Origin of the sequence: Oxalobacter formigenes, assembly GCF_002127965.1 — a bacterium.
Classification (GTDB): domain Bacteria; phylum Pseudomonadota; class Gammaproteobacteria; order Burkholderiales; family Burkholderiaceae_D; genus Oxalobacter; species Oxalobacter formigenes.
In genome coordinates this window covers 372,938-391,457 of record NZ_CP018787.1, presented here as the reverse complement: position 1 = coordinate 391,457, position 18,520 = coordinate 372,938, and the positions used below count along the sequence as shown (strand labels likewise).

Here is an 18,520-nt window from a genome sequence, read left to right as displayed (position 1 = left end):
GAAGTATCAGCTTTTTCTTACCTTTTTCAAAAGAGCAGTCGTCGATCTGTCGAACTCGAATGCAATGGCTTCAACCTTGCCACCGTAAGCAAGTACTTCCTTACCCTCCGGAATGGCGCTGACGTCGTAATCGCCACCCTTGGCATAAATGTCCGGTTTGCATTCACGGACGATTTCCTGCGCCGTATCTTCATCGAACGCGACAACGGCACTCACCGATTCCAGTGCCGCCAGTACCGCCATCCTGTCTTCACAGGAATTGACTGGCCTGTCATCTCCCTTACCCAGTCTTTTCACGGATGCGTCCGTGTTGACGGCAACAATGAGTGAAGCGCCCAATTCCCTTGCCTGTGCGAGATAAGTGACATGTCCCCGATGCAGGATGTCGAAAACCCCGTTCGTCAGAACCACCGGTTTGGGCAAACTCCCGATTTTCGATTTCAGGTCAGACCGGTTCCAGATTTTTTTATAAAAAGGCGCCATGAGAAAAAATGGTAAGGATGATCACTTCATAGCCGTCATTTCCTTGCTGAACGAATGGAAAGGATGGCTGTCTTATACGGGTTACGCACAAATTTCCGATGAATCCAGACTCAAAGTCGCTATTTTCCGTTTGTTTCCTTTTGTATCAGGCATCGACTTTTGATCTGTTTTCATTCATATTGCCTATATCATAAGCCAATCGTGAGTTTGAAATGAAAAGTTTCCGTCAAATTGTTGTCTGGCTGTGTTTATTAATAGCGACATCCGCTGCCTGTGCGGCCACTTCCCAGACAGCGAAAAACGTCAATATTCCACCTTCCGCCGATCTTTCATACGCTGTTTCCACCCAATATAACGGCTTGAACATCAACGGAAACTCATCCATTCAATGGAAAGCCGATAAACAATCGTACACATTGCAGACAGAAACGCGTGTCGGATTACTCGGCAAAATCATGGAAGCTACCAGTTCCGGACAAGTAGGCCCGAAAGGCCTCATGCCGGAAAAATATGTGGAAAAACGTTTGCGCAAGGCATCGATGGCAACGATTTTCAACCGTGTTGAAGATACCATCGCCTACCCTTCCGGTAGCACCTCCAAAATGATGGACATGACGCAGGACCGTTCCAGCATCGTCTGGCAACTGGCCTCAGTTGCCCGGGCAAACCCGGACAAATTCATCATGAATTCGAGTTGGACATTCAATGTCGCAGGCAGCAGCAAAACCAGTCCCTGGGTATTCAAAGTCGTCAAGATCGGCGAGCTTTCAACCCCGATGGGCCAGATCAAAACAGTCCAGCTGACCCGGCAAGATGGAGGCCAGCAAACCAGTGTCTGGCTGGCGCCGGGGAATAACTGGTATCCGGTTCAAATCCTGCTCATCGAAAAAAACGGCACGCAGATCAAACAGACTATCAGGAAAATTACACCAATTTAAGCCTTTATCCTGACAAGTTTGCCGTCCTAGTCGAATTTGAAGTCATAGAGCAAATCGATAGCGGTCACCGTTCCCGTTTGTCCGACCAGAGACAGGCGTCTGGAAATAATGTAGCGTAACTTGATCAGGTTGGTCGCGCCGGTAAGGCCCTGTTCATAGCTCAGGTACAGACGTGACGAGATCCGCTTGCTCAGGGTAAGCACGGTTTCTTCCAGATCGGGAGATGAGGAGAAACCGATATCATCCAGCCCGATCGTGCTGGCGATCTTCGAAGGAAGGCCGCCCGACTGTTCCGAACTCAAAATGGCTGCTGCCGCTGCGGCAATCGCCGCGCGCTGTTGGCCATCGCCATTTTCACCCCCACCATAGCCCAGCACAAGCCATGACAGTTTTTCCGTATCGGAGACTTCCGGTGTCGAAACGAGTTTGACCCTTGGTGACTGCGCCGTTCCCTTGACGGAAACACCTACCTCGACCGAATCATCCGTATCCGGCACTTCACGCACGGCCAGAATATCCAGTGTCGGGTTTTCAACCGGCCCGGAAAACGTGATCTGTCCCTGTTTGATTGTCAGCTTCTGCCCGAATGCGCTATAGGAGCCATCCACTGTATTGATGGTTCCGAAAACACGTAATCGGTTATCCTGTGCGGAAACGGCCTGAATCTGTCCCGAAAGCCGGGTATTGATCCCTTTGCCTTTCAGATAGAACTTGTCGCCCAGATTGACTTTAAGGTTGAATCGCAAAGGTATGGGAGTATCCGCTTTTTTCTCGGGCCGACCCAGCACAATGACGTCCTTGCTGTAAGTGACGTTTTTGGAATCGGTCAGAACAATTGTCGCCCGGTTCACATACCAGTCGCCGATCAGTTGCAAACGATCCTTGTCCAGCGAAAAATGCCCCTGCCCGGTAATGGCCAATTGCCGGTCGACGTTCGACAAAACAAGAAGCTTGTCCGTTTTGAACTGGAGATTGGTACTGATCTGTCCCTTGTTGAGCTGGACGCCGCCAGTGAGCTGTAAATTCCCTTCGGGGCCATAAATGATCCCTTTCTGGATCTGTACCTGATTGCCGTTCAAAACGGCCACTAACTCACCTCTGGAAAGATTGACCCCCATACTCAGCCAGTTAACTGCCAGATCTTTTCCATTCAGGCTGCCCGACAGACGTGGAGAACCCAATGTGCCATTGGCGCTTATCGCCATATTCAGCGAACCTTTCAGTTCCATATCGGGCTGCCCGGTCAAAGGCCCCATCCATGCAATCGAAGGGATATCGGCCTGAACCGACAGTTGCAAGGGACTTTGGCTGGAAACGCTCCAGTTTCCATTTTGCTTGCCCAGTCGGGTCATCCCTTTGGCCTGAATCATACCGGCCTTGTCGCTGACAATCTGCGCATTGAAATTGACGCTGTTTCCGGAAAGAAGCACCTGTATGTCGAACGTACCAAGTCCCAGCTTGATCCGGTTGTCACCCAGTAAAGTCACATCGCCTTTTTCGCGATAAATATGGAATTTCCCGTTCAATGTCCTGTCGGCTTTCAGGGACCAGTCCGCGCCAAGGGTCAAATCGCTTCTGACTGTATTTTTCGAGTCCGGCGACATGGCGAGCAAATAAGCCAGTGGAATGCCACGGGCATTGCCCGTCGTTTCAAGAAGAGAACCACGCTTGATCAGGGATTGAACCGTCAACTGTCCATTCGGTAACTGCAATACCAGATTTTTCAGCGAAAAACCGTCAGGCCCTATACTGACCGGAACAGACGAGTCGAGTGCAAAAGCCATTTTCCCCTTGTTTTCGAGGGTTTCGAGCTTGCCTTGCCAGACATTGTTTCTTCCAAGGCCGCCAGAGGCTTTCGCTGTCAGGTCGAATGACTCGTTTTTCGCTGTGAGCGTGATGACGTGCGACCTGAGAGTCCCGTTCACTTCCCCATGAACCAGCGCCCATTTGTCCGAGCCGATCAGTGCATCATCCAGACGGATATCGACAGCGATCCGGTCATTCAACTCCATACCGAATTCAAGTTTTGCCTGAATCTTTCGCGCGCCATACCGGCCCATGACAAGAACGTCGTTTCCTTCAAAATTCATGCCGACCCGAAGCGAATTCAAGGCTCCGGAGACTTCCCCTTCCCCGGCGATGCTTCCTTTGTAACCTTTGCCGAAAATACCGAGATCAGGCGCATTCAGTTTCCACGACAGACGATCCCCGAAACGTCCCAGATTTCCAGAGGCTCGAATCGAATTCACTCCCAGTGCCAGTGATATGTCGGCATTGCGAACTTCTTTGTCTTTTAACCGGAAACTGCCTTTTCCGGATAATGGCTGGTTAAACAAACGGCTCGGCAAAAAGCTGTAATGAACCTCAATATCCGGTTCCGGCTTCAAATGACCCGAAGCATCAAAGTCCAGATTCAGGTCAGACTGCGGGAAACGGCCAAAAGCGGCGAAATTGAAACGGCTGACCTTGCCCTTGAATTCAAAGTCCTGCGGTTCCTTCAGATCCAGCTTGCCACTCATCCGCATTTCACTTTGATCGGCCTTCAGCGATACTTCTTCAAGTGTCATCAGGTCTTCAACCTTCGTGACGCGCGCATTCAACCTGATCCGCGCTTCTTCCAGTTGTATGAGAAACAGCTGTTTTTTATCCTCATCGACAAAAGCGATTTTCCCGGCAACATGTGTCGGCCGGATGCTCGAGTAAATCTCATGAAGATCGAAACGGGAAGTTTTCAATGTCACTTCTGTTTTTTCAGTCGAAAACTGCCCATTTCCAGCAAACTGCCCCGCTTTGCCCATATCCAGCAACACATCATCTATCAGGACATTATCGACATTGCCCGCGATTTTCGCTTTCACGGAATGAATGGGTAAATAATTTTCGTCAAATGGCCCCGGCTTCGAATTATCGACAGAAACCGACCCTTTCAGGGTTTTGTCTTCGTGTGCAGTGACATGAATTTCCGCATTGAACTGCGCCTGTGGCCAGCTTGATTCGATTCTGGATGGATCGATGCCCTTTGCGCTTAGATGGACCGACTGGAAAACAAATGGGGCAAAAGGCGTGACGACGGCTTCCAGTTTCGCTTTCGCATCATAGCCATCCAGATTTCCGGACACATACAGATTATTCAGGTCACCACCCAGCTTGAGGCTGGCTGTCGCCTTGGCAAGTTCATTATCGAACTGGAGCGTCCCCCTGATTTTGAACGGCTGTGTGGTTTCAAGATCGACATTGATGGACGCATTGCCAAACGGGCTGTCAAAGCCCAGATTCTTCAGCTCCCAACCATTCCTGTCCGCAGTCAGCGAAAAATGCACGTCTTTCAACTCAACACCGACTCCCATGCCTGAAACGGAAACGGTATCTACGTTTACCCCGGAAATCATGATGGCTACGGGAGGTGCCAGCGATTGCGGCATTTTGAAAGGCTCATCCGACGACTTTTTCATATCAATCACCAGTTTCGAGGCTGAAATTTTTCCAATATCCAGTTGTCCTGACAGCAATTGCCAAGGTTGCCAGTCGAATTGCAAATCCGTTACTTCGATATCACGTTCAGGACTGGTGTAGCTGATTCTCTCAATTTCGAATGAACTCGCCAGTGTTCCACTGACTCCCTGTATTTCAATATCGCCGCCACTTGCCTGTACTACTCTCTGGACGATCCATTGCAATGCCCACTCCTGGCTGACGAACCATACCAGTCCTCCCACCAGAAGGAATGGGATGAAAATGAGGAGTAAAAGGCGGCGTCGCATCAGAATGTAAATCCCAAAGAAAAGTGAAGCCTGAATTCCCTGCTTCTTTCACCGTATGCCAGATCAACCCCGATTGGGCCTGCAGGGCTTCGCCAGCGACCGCCGATGCCATAGCCGAAGGCGGGATCAAGTTCTTTTATCGTATCGCCTGCATTACCGGCATCGACGAAAAATGCCACTCCCCAGTTTTTGATGAAATAGTACTGGTATTCAACACTGGCAACTGCAAGATAACGACCTCCGACAATAGCACTTCCATCCTTTACACCCAGACTTTCATAGGCATAACCACGCACCGATTGGTCGCCACCGGTTCTGAATAAAACAGTCGAAGGAACGCCTTCTTTTCCGTTGGAACCGAGTGCGCCCAGTTCACCACGAAGAATCAATTCACCTTTTTCACCCAGTTGCTGGAAATGAATACCCTTCATATATCCGCGTACAAATGATTTGTCAGTCAAAACGTGCTCTACCGCACCACCTACTTGTGCCTCGAAGGCATATCCTTGTGTCGGCGCAAGCCTGTTATTCAGGCGACGGGTGATGATACCGAACGTCAATGGCAAAGCCTGACTTTTTTGATAGGATTGTCCCGTTATGCGATTGTTTTCATTCAGATATTGCAGGGACAGGTATTTTTCCAGCCGTTGCGTACCCCAGGCCCGACGGTAATTGGCACCGACCAGCCGGGTGTCTTCTCCCTCGATCTGCGAACGGTCATAAATAACACCGAAACTGTTCCGGATTCCTCCCGGTTCCTGAGGCAGAAAAACATCCGCCTTGGCCGTTTTCTGTTTCGTCTGCAGGACAACCGAACTCTTCAATTTGTAATCACGGCCGAGGAAATGCAGGTTATCGTAATTCAGGCTGATCCGTTTGCCGGTATCCGTACTGTAGCCGACACCGACGGCAGCGTGTTTTTTCTTGTTTTCGACAACCGTTACGGTAATAGGAACTTCTTCTTTTCCCGATTCAAGATCGGCCGTTACTTCAACCGAGCTGAAATAACCGCTGTCCTGTATCCGGGACTGCCAGTTCAGCAAAGCGTTTTCCCTGAAAGTGCGCCCCTCTTTTACGGGATTCAAGCCCATGATGACATCCTTGCCGTAACGTTCGAGCCCGACGATTTTGATCGGCCCGAACCTGACGGGATCGCCACTGTTGATCACGACTTTCAGGGTCACTTCATCTGTCTCGGGATTGACGATCGCTTTGGTATCTGCCAGTTCCGCCCTCGGATAACGTACTCTTGTAACCTGTCTCAACAAGGCAATCTTAGCCGCTTCCCAATCGGCCATCCTGAAAACCGAACCAACCGGCAATTCCCATCCTTTTTTCAGCTGTTCAATGCCAGGTTTGAGAGATTCGGCCTGTTTGGTGATCGCTCCCTCGAATGTGATATCGACAGCCGCGACCTTGACCGGTTTGCCCGGATCGACGTCAATAATGACCTTTCGGGAATTGTTGTCGGTCTTTTCCATTCTGGTATGGATGACAGGAGAATAGTATCCTTCCGTTTCAACCAGCTGACGTATTTCATCCGGAGTATTGCGATAAAGCCTTCTCAACTGTGTCGTATCCATCTGTTCGTTGCCTTTCCAGCGCAACAGATCCAGATTATTCATCAGTATTTTTTTGACCGACTCAGGTGCATTGATAACGACGTCATAAGCAACCGGTTTGGCACAGACCACCGATGAATATAAGACGAATAAAAAAACGAGCAGACTTTTCAGAAACACAGACGGTGAAAAAACGGCAAAATCCGCCCTTCTCATGTTCCCGATGCTGTCTGTTTCAAAGTTGACCATGCAATTTACAATCTTATTCGTTTAACCTACCGACAATTGATGAATATCTTATCTGTAAAAGGAAAGCATTCATTCATTATTGCTCAAACCGTTCAGGATTTCCCGATCGTTTCTGTTTGTGTTGTCTTTTTATCGAAATAACGAAACCGTCACAAACGACCTGAAAAAAAACAATCCTGTAAAATGCCAATCTGTTAATCCCTGACGGCAATGACATGAATACTACCCGGCAAAACCATTCCATAGAATCCACGAAAAAAGCACTTGTCCTTTTCAGCGGCGGACAGGATTCGACGACCTGCCTTGCATGGGCCTTGAACCATTATGACAAGGTCGAAACCATCGGGTTTTCATACGGACAAAGACATGCCGTTGAATTGACTGTCCGGCCCGGCATTCTACAGAAAATCAGAAATTTTTCCGAAGAATGGAATAAAAAACTGGGTGAAGACCACGTTTGCGACCTTTCATTGATCAGTTCCCTGTCGGAAACGGCCATGACATCGGATGTCGAAATAAGGATGATGGAAAACGGATTGCCCAATACTTTCGTTCCGGGTCGAAACCTGATGTTTCTGATGGTCGCCGCCATGCTGGCCTACCGTCGCGATCTGAACGTTCTCGTCGGAGGCATGTGTGAAACCGACTTTTCCGGATATCCGGATTGCCGGGATGATGCCATCAAGGCCATGCAGCTTGCACTCAATATCGGAATGGATGCACGCCTGAACCTTGTCACACCGCTGATGTGGAAAAATAAAAAAGAAACCTGGCAGCTCGCCGCTGAACTGGGAGGACAAGGACTTGTCGATCTTATCGTCAATGAAACGCACACCTGTTACGTTGGTGAGCATGACAAATTGAATACATGGGGATTCGGCTGCGGAGAATGCCCTGCCTGTCTGCTGCGAAAAAAAGGCTTTGAAGAATTCATTTCCCGGGGAAAACCGGAATAATCCAGCCAGCCCATAAAAAAACATCCACCGGTTTCCCGATGGATGTTTTACGACCTTCGGTCAAGACATCGACCATCAATCAGGACTTGCCATCCGCCCAGTTCCAGTCACGGATATTCGGCATGTCTTCACCGTATTTGTAGACATACTCCTTGTGTTCCAGAAGTCTGTCACGCAAATACTGTTTGGTGTAAGCCGCCCGTGAACCCAGGCTCGGCAGTCTGTCGATGACGTCCCCGGCAAGATGATAACGATCCAGATCGTTCAATACGACCATATCGAACGGGGTCGTTGTCGTACCTTCTTCCTTGTAGCCCCGGACATGCATATTCTGATGGTTCGTTCGTCTGTAAGTAAGACGATGAATCAGCCACGGATATCCATGATAGGCAAAGATGATCGGCTTGTCCTTGGTGAACAGAATGTCGAATTCCTTGTCCGACAAACCATTAGGATGTTCACTCGGCTGCTGCAATGTCATCAGATTGACGACATTGATCACGCGAATCTTCACTTCAGGCAAGCGTTCACGCAGAATCTTGACAGCTGCCAGCGTTTCAAGCGTCGGGACATCACCGCAACATGCCATGACGACATCCGGCTCGGAACCCTTGTCATTACTTGCCCATTCCCAGATACCGATACCGGCGGAACAATGCTTGATCGCATCATCCATATTCAGGTACTGCAAGGCAGGCTGTTTACCGGCGACGATGACGTTGATACGATGGCGGCTGCGCATACAATGGTCGGTCACCGACAACAGACAGTTTGCATCAGGCGGGAGATAAACACGGCTGATGTCGGCTTTCTTGTTCATCACCAGATCGATGAAACCCGGATTCTGGTGTGAGAGGCCATTGTGATCCTGACGCCATACGTGGGAAGTCAGCAGATAGTTGAGCGATGCGATCGGACGACGCCATGGGATATGACGCGTGACCTCCAGCCATTTTGCATGCTGGTTGTACATCGAATCGACAACATGAATGAACGCTTCATAGCAAGGGAAGAAACCGTGACGCCCAGTCAGCAGATAGCCTTCCAGCCAGCCTTCGCACTGATGTTCGGACAGCATTTCCATGACACGGCCGGTATGGGATACCTTGTCGTCGGTCGGCTTGATTTCGTCCATCGAGGAACGTTCCGTGACTTCAAAAACGGCACCCCAGCGGTTTGATGCCGTTTCATCCGGGCTGAACACGCGGAAGTTCTTCGCTTCTTCGTTAAGAACGAAAACATCGCGGATCATATTGCCCTGAACGCGAGTGCTTTCGGCGACGACAACACCCGGTGACGGTACGTCAACAGCATATTTCCGGAAGTCCGGCATGCGCAATTCACGCAGCAGAATACCGCCGTTGGCATGGGGATTCGCACCCATTCTGCGCAAGCCTTTCGGCGCCAGTTCAGCCAGTTCAGGTATCAGGCGACCCGTTTCATCGAACAGCTCATGAGGCTTGTAGCTCAAGAGCCATTCATTCAGAATTTTCAGATGGGCCGGGTTTGTCTTGACTTCACTGACCGGAACCTGATGCGCGCGGAAAGTGCCCTCAATCTGCTGTCCATCCACGACATGCGGGCCAGTCCAGCCTTTGGGGCTGCGCAAAACGATCATTGGCCACTGTGGACGTTCCTTGAAACCGTTTTTGCGTGCATCGTCCTGGATTTTCCTGATTTTGGTAATGACCGTATCCATGGTCGCGGCCATTTTCTGATGCATGATCAGCGGATCGGAACCTTCGACATAAAATGGTTCATAACCGTAACCACGCATCAGTTCGTCCAGCTCATTCGGAGGAATGCGACCCAAAACGGTCGGCCCTGCAATCTTTGCATCATTCAAATGCAGAATCGGCAAAACGGCACCGTCGAAAACCGGATTGATGAATTTGTTGGAATGCCAGCCGGTCGCCAACGGCCCGGTTTCGGCTTCACCGTCACCGACCACACAGGTCACGATCAGATCGGGATTGTCGAAAGCCGCGCCGAAAGCGTGCGACAGGGAATATCCCAGCTCGCCACCTTCATTGATCGAGCCCGGCGTTTCGGCGGCAGTATGGCTTGGAATACCGCCCGGGAAAGAAAACTGGGTAAACAGCTTTTTCATCCCTTCCTCGTCTTCGGAGACGTTGGGATAAAATTCGCTGTACGTTCCTTCAAGGTAGGTATTGGCAACCAGAGCAGGACCACCATGTCCCGGACCGGTAACGAAAATCATGTCCAGATCGTATTTCTTGATCACACGATTCATATGGACATAAACGAAATTCAGGCCCGGTGTCGTACCCCAGTGTCCCAGCAAACGCGGCTTGATATCGTCAGGCTTTAAAGGTTCGCGCAACAAAGGATTATTGAACAGATAAATCTGTCCGACGGACAAATAATTGGCTGCACTGAAATAGGCATTCATTTTATGCAGCATGTCAACCGACAAAGGTTCACTGCTCTTATCAAGCTTTCCCGCTTTAGCCATATTCATTTCCTTTCTATTCTTTCGAACTCGGCCTGCCAAATGCAACAAGATCCAAATGACAATTTTTTAGGTAAGTGAACATCTATTCTTTTTGAAATAACAGAACCTTGCCATCAGTCGTGGCATGGCAAAATTATTTACTCGAATAGGGAATAACTCTCTTTGACTGGCAAAGACAGCCTCATCAACAATATAACAGGAAAAAAACCCATTTAGCCACTTTGACAGCGCCAAGATTTGAAAAACTGCGATTGATCAATTTTTGAAGTGAAAAGAGCTTATTTTTTTTCTTTTTCAGGTCTTTTCCAGTCATTTATCGTCGTTTGTTTCGCACGGGAAACCGTCAGCGATCCGGCAGGAACGTCTTTTGTCAGCGTCGTACCGGCTCCGACAGTCGCACCGCTACCCACCTTGACAGGTGCAACCAGTTCGCAATTGGTACCGATGAAAACATCGTCCTCAATGACCGTCTTGTGTTTGTTGGCGCCATCGTAATTACATGTAATCGCCCCGGCACCGATATTCACACGTGAACCGACCGTCGAGTCGCCGACATAGGCAAGATGATTCGCCTTGCTGTGTGAAGCAATCTGGCTATTTTTGACTTCAACGAAATTACCGATATGCACTTCTTCACCCAGTTCGGCTCCCGGCCTCAAACGGGCGTAAGGTCCGATCAGGGAAGCCGAACCGACTTTCGCGCCTTCGAGATGACAGAAAGGCCGGACTTCTGCATTCTTTCCAATATCACAATCCCTGATGACACAATTCGCCCCGATAAAAACACCATCGTCCAAAACGACATGGCCTTCGAAAACACAATTGACGTCGATAAACACGTCACGGCCGCATGTCAGGGAACCGCGTATGTCGATGCGATCGGGATCAGCCAGACCGACACCTTTATCGAGCAGGGCTTCTGCCATATTCTTCTGGTAAATCCGTTCCAGTTCGGCCAGCTGTCTCTTGCTGTTGACCCCCAGCGTTTCCCAAATCGCATCCGGCTGGGCCGAGGTCACTTCAATCTGTTCTGCAACCGCTTTGCCGACGATATCCGTCAGGTAATATTCCCCCTGCGCATTGTTATTGGAAAGAGAAGACAACCAGCGTTTCAGGGGAACCGTCGGAATCACCATGATTCCTGTATTGATCTCATTGACGGCAAGTTCAACGGAATTACCGTCCTTTTGTTCGACGATGCGGTTTATCTGTCCGTTATCACGGATGATTCTTCCATAACCCGTCGGATCGTCCAGTTCGGCAGTCAGGATTGCGAGCTTGTTCGCTCCTGCTGCCTCAAGCAGTCGCGACAAGGAAGCCTGTCCAATCAGGGGAACATCGCCATACAAAACCAGTGTCGGCATGGACTCATCCAGCAAGGATACTGCCTGCATGACAGCATGGCCGGTACCAAGTTGCGGTTCCTGTTTGACGAATGCCAGATCGTTTTCCGTTATTTTTTTCTGCACCAGCTCACCACCATGTCCATACACCACAATCAGTCTGCCGGGGTTCAACGAACGGGCGGTATCCAGAACATGTGCAAGCAGGGGCTTTCCGGCAAGGGAATGAAGCACTTTGGGCAAATCCGAATTCATGCGTTTGCCCATACCGGCAGCCAGAATAACGATATTCATGAGATCAATAGATAAAAGTTAACAGATGAACAAAAAACCGGACAAAACCGGCACAGGTACTATGATACCGCTTCGAATACACCGATAGGACGGTTTTTAGTCACTTTATTCCATTTGAAAATTTGTCCGTTCATCAGGATATACACACCTGTGGGCAATAACTGGACAGCGCTGACGGCAAACCCGAGATTGAAAAAAGCATCGGAACGGTCGAATTCATACGGAATCATGGCGCCGGTCAGGACAATCGTTTTTTCAAGTGCCGCTTTTCCCAGTACCGCCGCCGTGTCCTGCATCGTATCCGTTCCATGTACGATGACAATCCGGTCGGCCGGAATTTCGCGACAGGACTTCAGGATATTCTCACGATCAGCGTCCTGCATGTCCAGCGAATCCAGCATCGTCAACTCTTGGAATGTATACGATTGAGATACCCGGGCGCGTTCCATCATGGCTGGAATGTGGCTCGATGTAAAAACGAGCTCACCCGTGATTTCGTCATAATGTTTTTCAAAGGTTCCGCCAGTGGCGATAATATGCAGGTTCATATATTCCATCAGAAATAACAGAAATGGCGCGGGATCGGATTAACGTAGTGAAGCTTGCTCCACCCCGGCGGACATGGCAATGACGGGCCGTCGTAATCGGGGACACCTTGCCTGAGCGGATAAACAGGCAATACATTGGACACGGAGCCGTCCGGGTTCAGCCTCTTTTCAAGGCTATACATGTAATCGGGAAGCACAGCCTCACAAATCCGCCTGAACCAGACTGCATGCTCCTCATCTTCCCCAAGGGCATTCGCAAGCCCTTCCGGATCGAATCTGGCGAGGGCATCGATCAGTTCATCTGCCGTTGCCCCCGGCAAATCACCCCAGCCCATCACAGGATTGAATATATAGTCTGCACCTGAACCGTACCAGCCCTCTCTCCAGGGCCTTTGCAGCCATGTCCTGCAACCGGTAAACAGATGCCATCTCCAGTGCATTCCGGCATCCTTGGGCCATGAATAGAGATAAAGACGCTGATATCCGGCAGTGTGCAACTTCAAAACCATCTCCATCAGACGGCCGTGGGGCATCCTGTCAGGTGGAGAAAGCCTGAACAGAATCGGTTCGCCATCGGCATGCTGGACTTCATCCGTCGACAAATTCAGATCGAGACAACGCTGCTCATTGCCGAAACGGGCCGACACCCAGCCAGTCAGCAAATTGACGGCTGTGAGCACACCGTAACCACGGTAACGGTGAAAAATAACGGTTCCTGGAGCAATCGGTTTCATTCAAATATTATAAACATTATCCATATCCAGACAGTCACAAGCAGTGTGACGGATTTATTCTTTTTCAGGTTCTGGTTCTTCGGCCACGGACGATTCCATCATTTCCTTTCGGCTCTCCGGCGTTTCCAGACTGATACGGCCGATCGCGCCGGTGCGATAATCCTGAAGGAAAGAATGGGCACCTTTTTCGACATCCAGTTCACCGCCACGGATTTTGAATCCGCGTTTCATCGCCACTCCTTCGACAACGCCATAGCCATCGAGTTCATCGACCTTCAGACCATACCGGGCTTCAAGCAAGTGCGGATAACGCTTTAACAAAACCTCGCCAAGGAAGGCAGCGACCTCGTCCTCGATCAGGGCATTCACCCCGACTGCATGGCTTGCCGCCAACATATATCCATCGCTGGGATACATGATCTTCGGCCAGAGCAAACCCGGTGTATCCGTCAACACCATATTTTTGTTCAGATAAAGCCGCTGCTGTGTTTTCGTGACCGCAGGTTCATCACCCACAGCTGCCACACGCCGTTTCAACAGCATATTCATCAGCGTTGACTTGCCCACATTGGGAATTCCCATGATCATTATTCTGGCCGTTTTTCCGGGACCGGTTCGATGAGGAATGATTTTCTGACAAATACCCGGAATTTTCGCCACTTCCGCAGGATTCCTGCATGACAGGGCAATCGCATTGACCCCCTTCTGACTATTATAGAAATCAATCCATTGCTTTGTCGCAACCGGATCGGCCAAATCGCTCTTGTTAAGAATTTTAAGACAGGGACGCTGGCGATGAAGCCTAAGCTGTTCCACCATGGGATTGCTGCTGGCTCCGGGAAGCCTTCCGTCGAGAACCTCGATCACGAGATCGGTCGTCTCCATTGTTTCCGCCGCTTTTTTTCGTGCGGCATTCATATGCCCCGGAAACCATTGAATTGCCATTTTTTCGTTCCTTAATCGACCCGTGCCAATGTTTTCACGTGTGCGACAACACTGTTCGCCAACGCTTTCAGGTTATAACCGCCCTCCGAAAAACTGACGACACGATTCTGGCTGTACTCAGCTGCGATATCCATCACCTGCTTCGTTATCCAGGCATAGTCTTCCTCAACCAGATTCATATCGCCAAGAGGATCGTCCCTGTGCGCATCGAAACCGGCAGAAATAAAAATCATCTCCGGTTTATGTTTATGCAAGGCTGGAAGCCATTTTTCAGTGACTACCTTGCGAATGACATCGCCGCCAGTGCCCTTCGGTACAGGCACATTCACCATATTCGCCCGCGCTTTCTCATTGCCGCAGAAGGGGTATAAATACTCCTGATAATAACTGACCATCAAAACACTGGGCTCGTACGAGAAAATATATTCCGTTCCATTTCCGTGATGAACGTCAATATCGACGATAGCGACGCTTTTCAATCCATGAATCTTGATCGCTCTCATGGCAGCGATTGCGATATTGTTGAAAACACAAAAGCCCATCGCTTCCCCAATAGTCGAATGATGACCGATAGGACGTTCGATGCAAAACGCATTTTCGATTTCACCGGCCAACACGGCATCCGTTGCAGCGACAGCCGCACCAGTCGTTCGCAAGGCTGCCTGCCAGCTGTATTGATTCAGGGGGGTTTCATCCACGTAAGAATAGTCGCCCGGCGCAGGAATGTCGTTTTTCACTTTCAAAATCATGTCCTGCGTATGGACACGGCGGATATCTTCTTCCGTGGCTTCAGGAGACAAACGATATTCCAGAACACGGTCCAGTCCGTTTTCTTTCAAGGCGTCCATGATCACCTGCATACGCGCAGGACTTTCAGGATGATTTTCTCCCATTTCATGCAACTGGCAAACCGGATGATAATAAAGAGCAGTAGTCATATATTCTCAAATCTTGAATTCGGTCAAACTAGACAGATACTTTGATGGCGCATGCGCATACTCCAGAGAGCAGTCCATCAATACAATTGCGTTTAAAAGTTGTTTAACTGATTTTTTATATTGCGCAACGCTTTCCAATCGTTATACTTCATTTTTCGATGGATTGTTCCAGTATTTCATCCCATGATGATATTTGATTCCGGCAGAAAAACTGCCCTGATGTTCTTTATTTCGATCCTGTTTCCGCTAATTTGTTTCGGACAGGTTTCCGAAAAAAACACCAGCCAGCCCGAATCGACATGTTCTTCTTCTCCAAACATGCCGGGTTCTGTCGAGTCTGGCGAAGCCGCTATTCCATTTACGATCGAACCACCGCTGGCCGATTTCATCGACCGTTTTTCAACAAAATATCATGTCGATAAAAACCGGTTAAATTGTCTTTTCCAAGGAACAAGGGTCAATCATACCGCAATCAGGCTGATGAAACCGTCGGGCTCGGGTAAAACAAAAAACTGGCAGGCTTATCGGCAAAGAATGATTGAACCTGTCCGGGTCAATGCCGGCGTTCGCTTCTGGAACACCTATGAAAAATATCTCGACAGGGCCGAAAAAGAATACGGGGTTCCTGCCTACATTATCGTCGGTATCCTCGGTATTGAAACCATTTATGGAAGAGACACTGGCCGTTTCCGGACACTCGATGCACTGACTACACTGGCCTTTTACTACCCCGAGACACCCAACAAGGCCAGCCGACAGGAATTTTTCCGCAAGGAGCTCGAACAATTCCTTCTGTTAAGCTCCCAAAACCAGGTAGATCCGTTAAGCATCTACGGATCGTACGCTGGCGCCATAGGCTGGCCGCAATTCATGCCCGGCAGTATCCGCGCCTATGCAGTCGATTTTGATAAAGACGGAAAAATCGATCTGGAAAATTCTGCTATTGACGCCATTGGCAGTGTCGCCAATTTCCTGAAACAGCACGGCTGGAAAACCGGCAAACCCGTTATTTTCCCGGCTACAGCTGACGTGGATTGCCCACTTCCCGAAACCCTCTTCAATCAGGGATTGAAAGCGACATACTCTTTAAAAGAATTGAATGCACAATGCATTTCAACCGATCCCCTCGCCCCGGACAATCTTCTTTACGGTCTCGTTGACTTGCCCAATGGACCATATCCGACCGAATATCGGATCGGCACGGATAACTTCTTCGCCATTACCCAATATAACCGAAGCTACTTTTACGCCATGTCCGTAATCGAGCTTGGCAAAAAAGTTCTTCTCGAAAAAACAGGGCGTTACGCAGAGTGATGCATAAATCCTTATCTTTTTGTCATCTTTTACTTTATTTGTAATTGTTAAAGTTGTAAAATTATAAACATATTGAATTGATGCAAGATTTCCTCTTTTTTCATATCCGATAGAATCGAAATTGAAAAAAGTCTTGATCAGTTAAAGAAAATAGACGATATTGACGTTAGGCAACTTAACGTGATGAAAAAACTTTTGCCAGTTTTCTCACGGCACACTAAATATATCTTGTCAGAGACAATTTTATTTATGCATAGATAAGTGAATTATACAAAACAGGATTTTTTAACATGACGAACAAAGCCAAAAATCCAACGATACAGCCAGAAGAAGACCGTCTGGAAGATCGTATATATGATCCAAACCGTCTGCTGGATACTCTGATTGTCCACCTGAACCTCAAAAATGATGCAGCGTTGTCACGTGCGCTGGAAGTCGCACCTCCTGTTATCAGTAAAATCAGACACAACCGGTTGCCGGTTGGAGCATCATTACTGATTCGTATGCATGAAGTCAGCGACTTGAGTATCAAGGAATTGCGCAGATTGATGGGTGATCGCCGTTCGAAATTCCGTATCAGCGACAAACAGTTCAAACCCAAAAGATCGACAGACAAATAAGGACAGCCGGACTTTTTTGCCAGTGTGGTTCTTATATTTACCGGGCTCAAAATACGCGATTTTGAGCCCTTGTCATCTCAGGCAGAAGCCTTCAGCCACGTATCGAGCGCTTGACGCAGCAGTTTTTCACCCTGCACGATATGCTCATCCTTGATAACCAACGCAGGGACATAGCGGATAACGTCATAACCCGCCAGTAATAAAAGCAAACCCTGTTGTGCTGCGGCAGCAGTTATTTCAGCTGCTTTGCCATGATATTTGTCCGACATCACCAGGCCAAGCATCAGGCCTTTTCCGCGAACACCGGCAAACACACCCGGATAATCAGCGACAACCCTTTCAAGACTTGCCTTCAGTTTATTGCCTGCCTCGGTAATGCGGGACAAAAATTCCGGCTTATTGATAATTTCAAGAGCCTTGTATGCAACGGCTGCGGCCAAAGGATTACCGCCGTATGTCGTTCCATGGGAACCGACCGAAAAGGCGTTGGCAATCTCTGTCGTCGTCAACATCGCCGCAATAGGAAAACCGTTTCCAAGCGCTTTGGCAGAGGTCATGATGTCCGGCGTAACGCCGTATCCCATATAGGCAAAAAGATCCCCTGTCCGTCCCATACCACACTGGATTTCGTCGAAAATCAGCAATGCATTTTTATCATCGCAAATCTGGCGCAATGCTTTCAGATACTCGGGACTTGCCGGGAGAATTCCCCCTTCTCCCTGAACGGGTTCAACTACAACGGCACAGACATCGTCACCTATTGCAGCACGAGCGGCCTCAATATCATTGAACGGAATATGATCGATTTGTTGCGGCAAGGGTTCGAAACCTTCCGTATATTTCGACTGTCCACCTACAGTAACGGTAAACAGGGTTCTTCCATGAAAGGAATGCAGACAGGAAACGATGCGGCTCTTCTTTGCGCCAAAGTGGTTGTGAGCCCATTTACGCGCCAGTTTGAAAGCCGCTTCATTCGCTTCGCCACCCGAATTACAGAAAAATACCTTCTCGGCAAAAGTGGCTTCAGTCAAGGCTTTCGCCAATTTCAGAACAGGCTCGTTGGTAAAGTAATTACTGACATGCCACAGCTTCTTTGCCTGATCGGTCAATGCTTCAACCAGCTCGGCAGGCGCATGTCCCAAACCGGAAACAGCGATACCGCCCGTCAGATCAAGGTAATGTTTGCCATCCTGATCCCAGAGATCAAGGCCCGATCCTCGAACCGGAATGAATGCATTTGGTGCAAATACAGGCACCATCACTTCATCAAAAGTCTGGCGATTCACTATCTTTTCATTATTGTCGACCGAAGTATTTGCCGGGGCATTCATTCCATGACTCCACTTTAAAAATTCAAAT

General features: G+C 49.1%; 14 protein-coding genes. 4 read left to right on the top strand and 10 right to left on the bottom strand.

Annotated elements, in window-relative coordinates:
- Window positions 1-6: 6 nt before the first annotated feature.
- Window positions 7-483, bottom strand: a complete 477-nt coding sequence (gene rfaE2 / locus BRW83_RS01955) for a D-glycero-beta-D-manno-heptose 1-phosphate adenylyltransferase (RefSeq protein WP_005882047.1) — start codon at window positions 481-483, stop codon at window positions 7-9.
- 212 nt (window positions 484-695) lie between these two features.
- Here rfaE2 and BRW83_RS01950 point away from each other — a divergent pair, with 212 nt between their 5' ends.
- The gene (locus BRW83_RS01950) at window positions 696-1,421 is read left to right on the top strand and encodes a DUF3108 domain-containing protein (protein ID WP_005882048.1); all 726 of its coding nucleotides are present in this window, start codon (window positions 696-698) and stop codon (window positions 1,419-1,421) included.
- A 26-nt stretch (window positions 1,422-1,447) separates the two neighbouring features.
- Here BRW83_RS01950 and BRW83_RS01945 read toward each other — a convergent pair whose 3' ends face one another.
- Together BRW83_RS01945 and BRW83_RS01940 are read right to left on the bottom strand one after the other, a co-directional pair.
- A complete protein-coding gene (locus BRW83_RS01945) occupies window positions 1,448-5,182 on the bottom strand; it encodes a translocation/assembly module TamB domain-containing protein (RefSeq protein ID WP_005882050.1) in 3,735 nt (1,244 codons plus the stop codon).
- The gene (locus tag BRW83_RS01940) at window positions 5,182-6,993 is read right to left on the bottom strand and encodes an autotransporter assembly complex protein TamA (RefSeq protein ID WP_145815010.1); all 1,812 of its coding nucleotides are present in this window, start codon (window positions 6,991-6,993) and stop codon (window positions 5,182-5,184) included. The genes BRW83_RS01945 and BRW83_RS01940 overlap by 1 nt, the downstream gene beginning before the upstream one ends.
- 215 nt (window positions 6,994-7,208) lie before the next feature.
- Here BRW83_RS01940 and queC point away from each other — a divergent pair, with 215 nt between their 5' ends.
- Window positions 7,209-7,949: a 7-cyano-7-deazaguanine synthase QueC gene (gene queC / locus BRW83_RS01935; RefSeq protein WP_005882055.1), complete on the top strand. Its 741-nt coding sequence runs from the start codon at window positions 7,209-7,211 to the stop codon at window positions 7,947-7,949.
- Between the two features lie 79 nt (window positions 7,950-8,028).
- On the opposite strand, the gene BRW83_RS01930 is transcribed toward queC, so the two are convergent.
- From BRW83_RS01930 to BRW83_RS01905, 6 genes are all read right to left on the bottom strand, one after another.
- Window positions 8,029-10,425 (bottom strand): phosphoketolase family protein, encoded by a 2,397-nt coding sequence (locus tag BRW83_RS01930; RefSeq protein WP_005882057.1) that lies wholly within the window; start codon window positions 10,423-10,425, stop codon window positions 8,029-8,031.
- Between the two features lie 278 nt (window positions 10,426-10,703).
- Window positions 10,704-12,062 (bottom strand): bifunctional UDP-N-acetylglucosamine diphosphorylase/glucosamine-1-phosphate N-acetyltransferase GlmU, encoded by a 1,359-nt coding sequence (gene glmU, locus BRW83_RS01925; protein ID WP_005882059.1) that lies wholly within the window; start codon window positions 12,060-12,062, stop codon window positions 10,704-10,706.
- A 59-nt stretch (window positions 12,063-12,121) separates the two neighbouring features.
- Entirely contained in the window at window positions 12,122-12,610 is a 489-nt protein-coding gene (locus tag BRW83_RS01920) for an asparaginase domain-containing protein (RefSeq protein WP_005882060.1), read from the bottom strand.
- An 8-nt stretch (window positions 12,611-12,618) separates the two neighbouring features.
- On the bottom strand, window positions 12,619-13,344 hold the full coding sequence (locus tag BRW83_RS01915) for a hypothetical protein (RefSeq protein WP_005882063.1): 726 nt from the start codon (window positions 13,342-13,344) through the stop codon (window positions 12,619-12,621).
- Between the two features lie 54 nt (window positions 13,345-13,398).
- Window positions 13,399-14,289: a ribosome biogenesis GTPase YlqF gene (ylqF, locus tag BRW83_RS01910; protein ID WP_005882065.1), complete on the bottom strand. Its 891-nt coding sequence runs from the start codon at window positions 14,287-14,289 to the stop codon at window positions 13,399-13,401.
- Between the two features lie 11 nt (window positions 14,290-14,300).
- Window positions 14,301-15,227 (bottom strand): histone deacetylase family protein, encoded by a 927-nt coding sequence (locus BRW83_RS01905; protein WP_005882067.1) that lies wholly within the window; start codon window positions 15,225-15,227, stop codon window positions 14,301-14,303.
- A gap of 183 nt (window positions 15,228-15,410) precedes the next feature.
- Between BRW83_RS01905 and mltB the strand changes: the two genes are divergently transcribed.
- Window positions 15,411-16,541, top strand: coding sequence for a lytic murein transglycosylase B (mltB, locus tag BRW83_RS01900; RefSeq protein ID WP_005882069.1), 1,131 nt, complete (start codon window positions 15,411-15,413; stop codon window positions 16,539-16,541).
- Between the two features lie 290 nt (window positions 16,542-16,831).
- A complete protein-coding gene (locus tag BRW83_RS01895; protein WP_005882070.1) occupies window positions 16,832-17,161 on the top strand; it encodes a hypothetical protein in 330 nt (109 codons plus the stop codon).
- Window positions 17,162-17,238: 77 nt separating this feature from the next.
- Here the strand turns inward: BRW83_RS01895 and BRW83_RS01890 are convergent, their stop codons facing one another.
- Window positions 17,239-18,492 carry an acetylornithine/succinyldiaminopimelate transaminase gene (locus tag BRW83_RS01890; protein ID WP_036603234.1) on the bottom strand — a complete coding sequence of 418 codons (1,254 nt, stop codon included), beginning with the start codon at window positions 18,490-18,492 and terminating at the stop codon, window positions 17,239-17,241.
- Window positions 18,493-18,520: the final 28 nt, after the last annotated feature.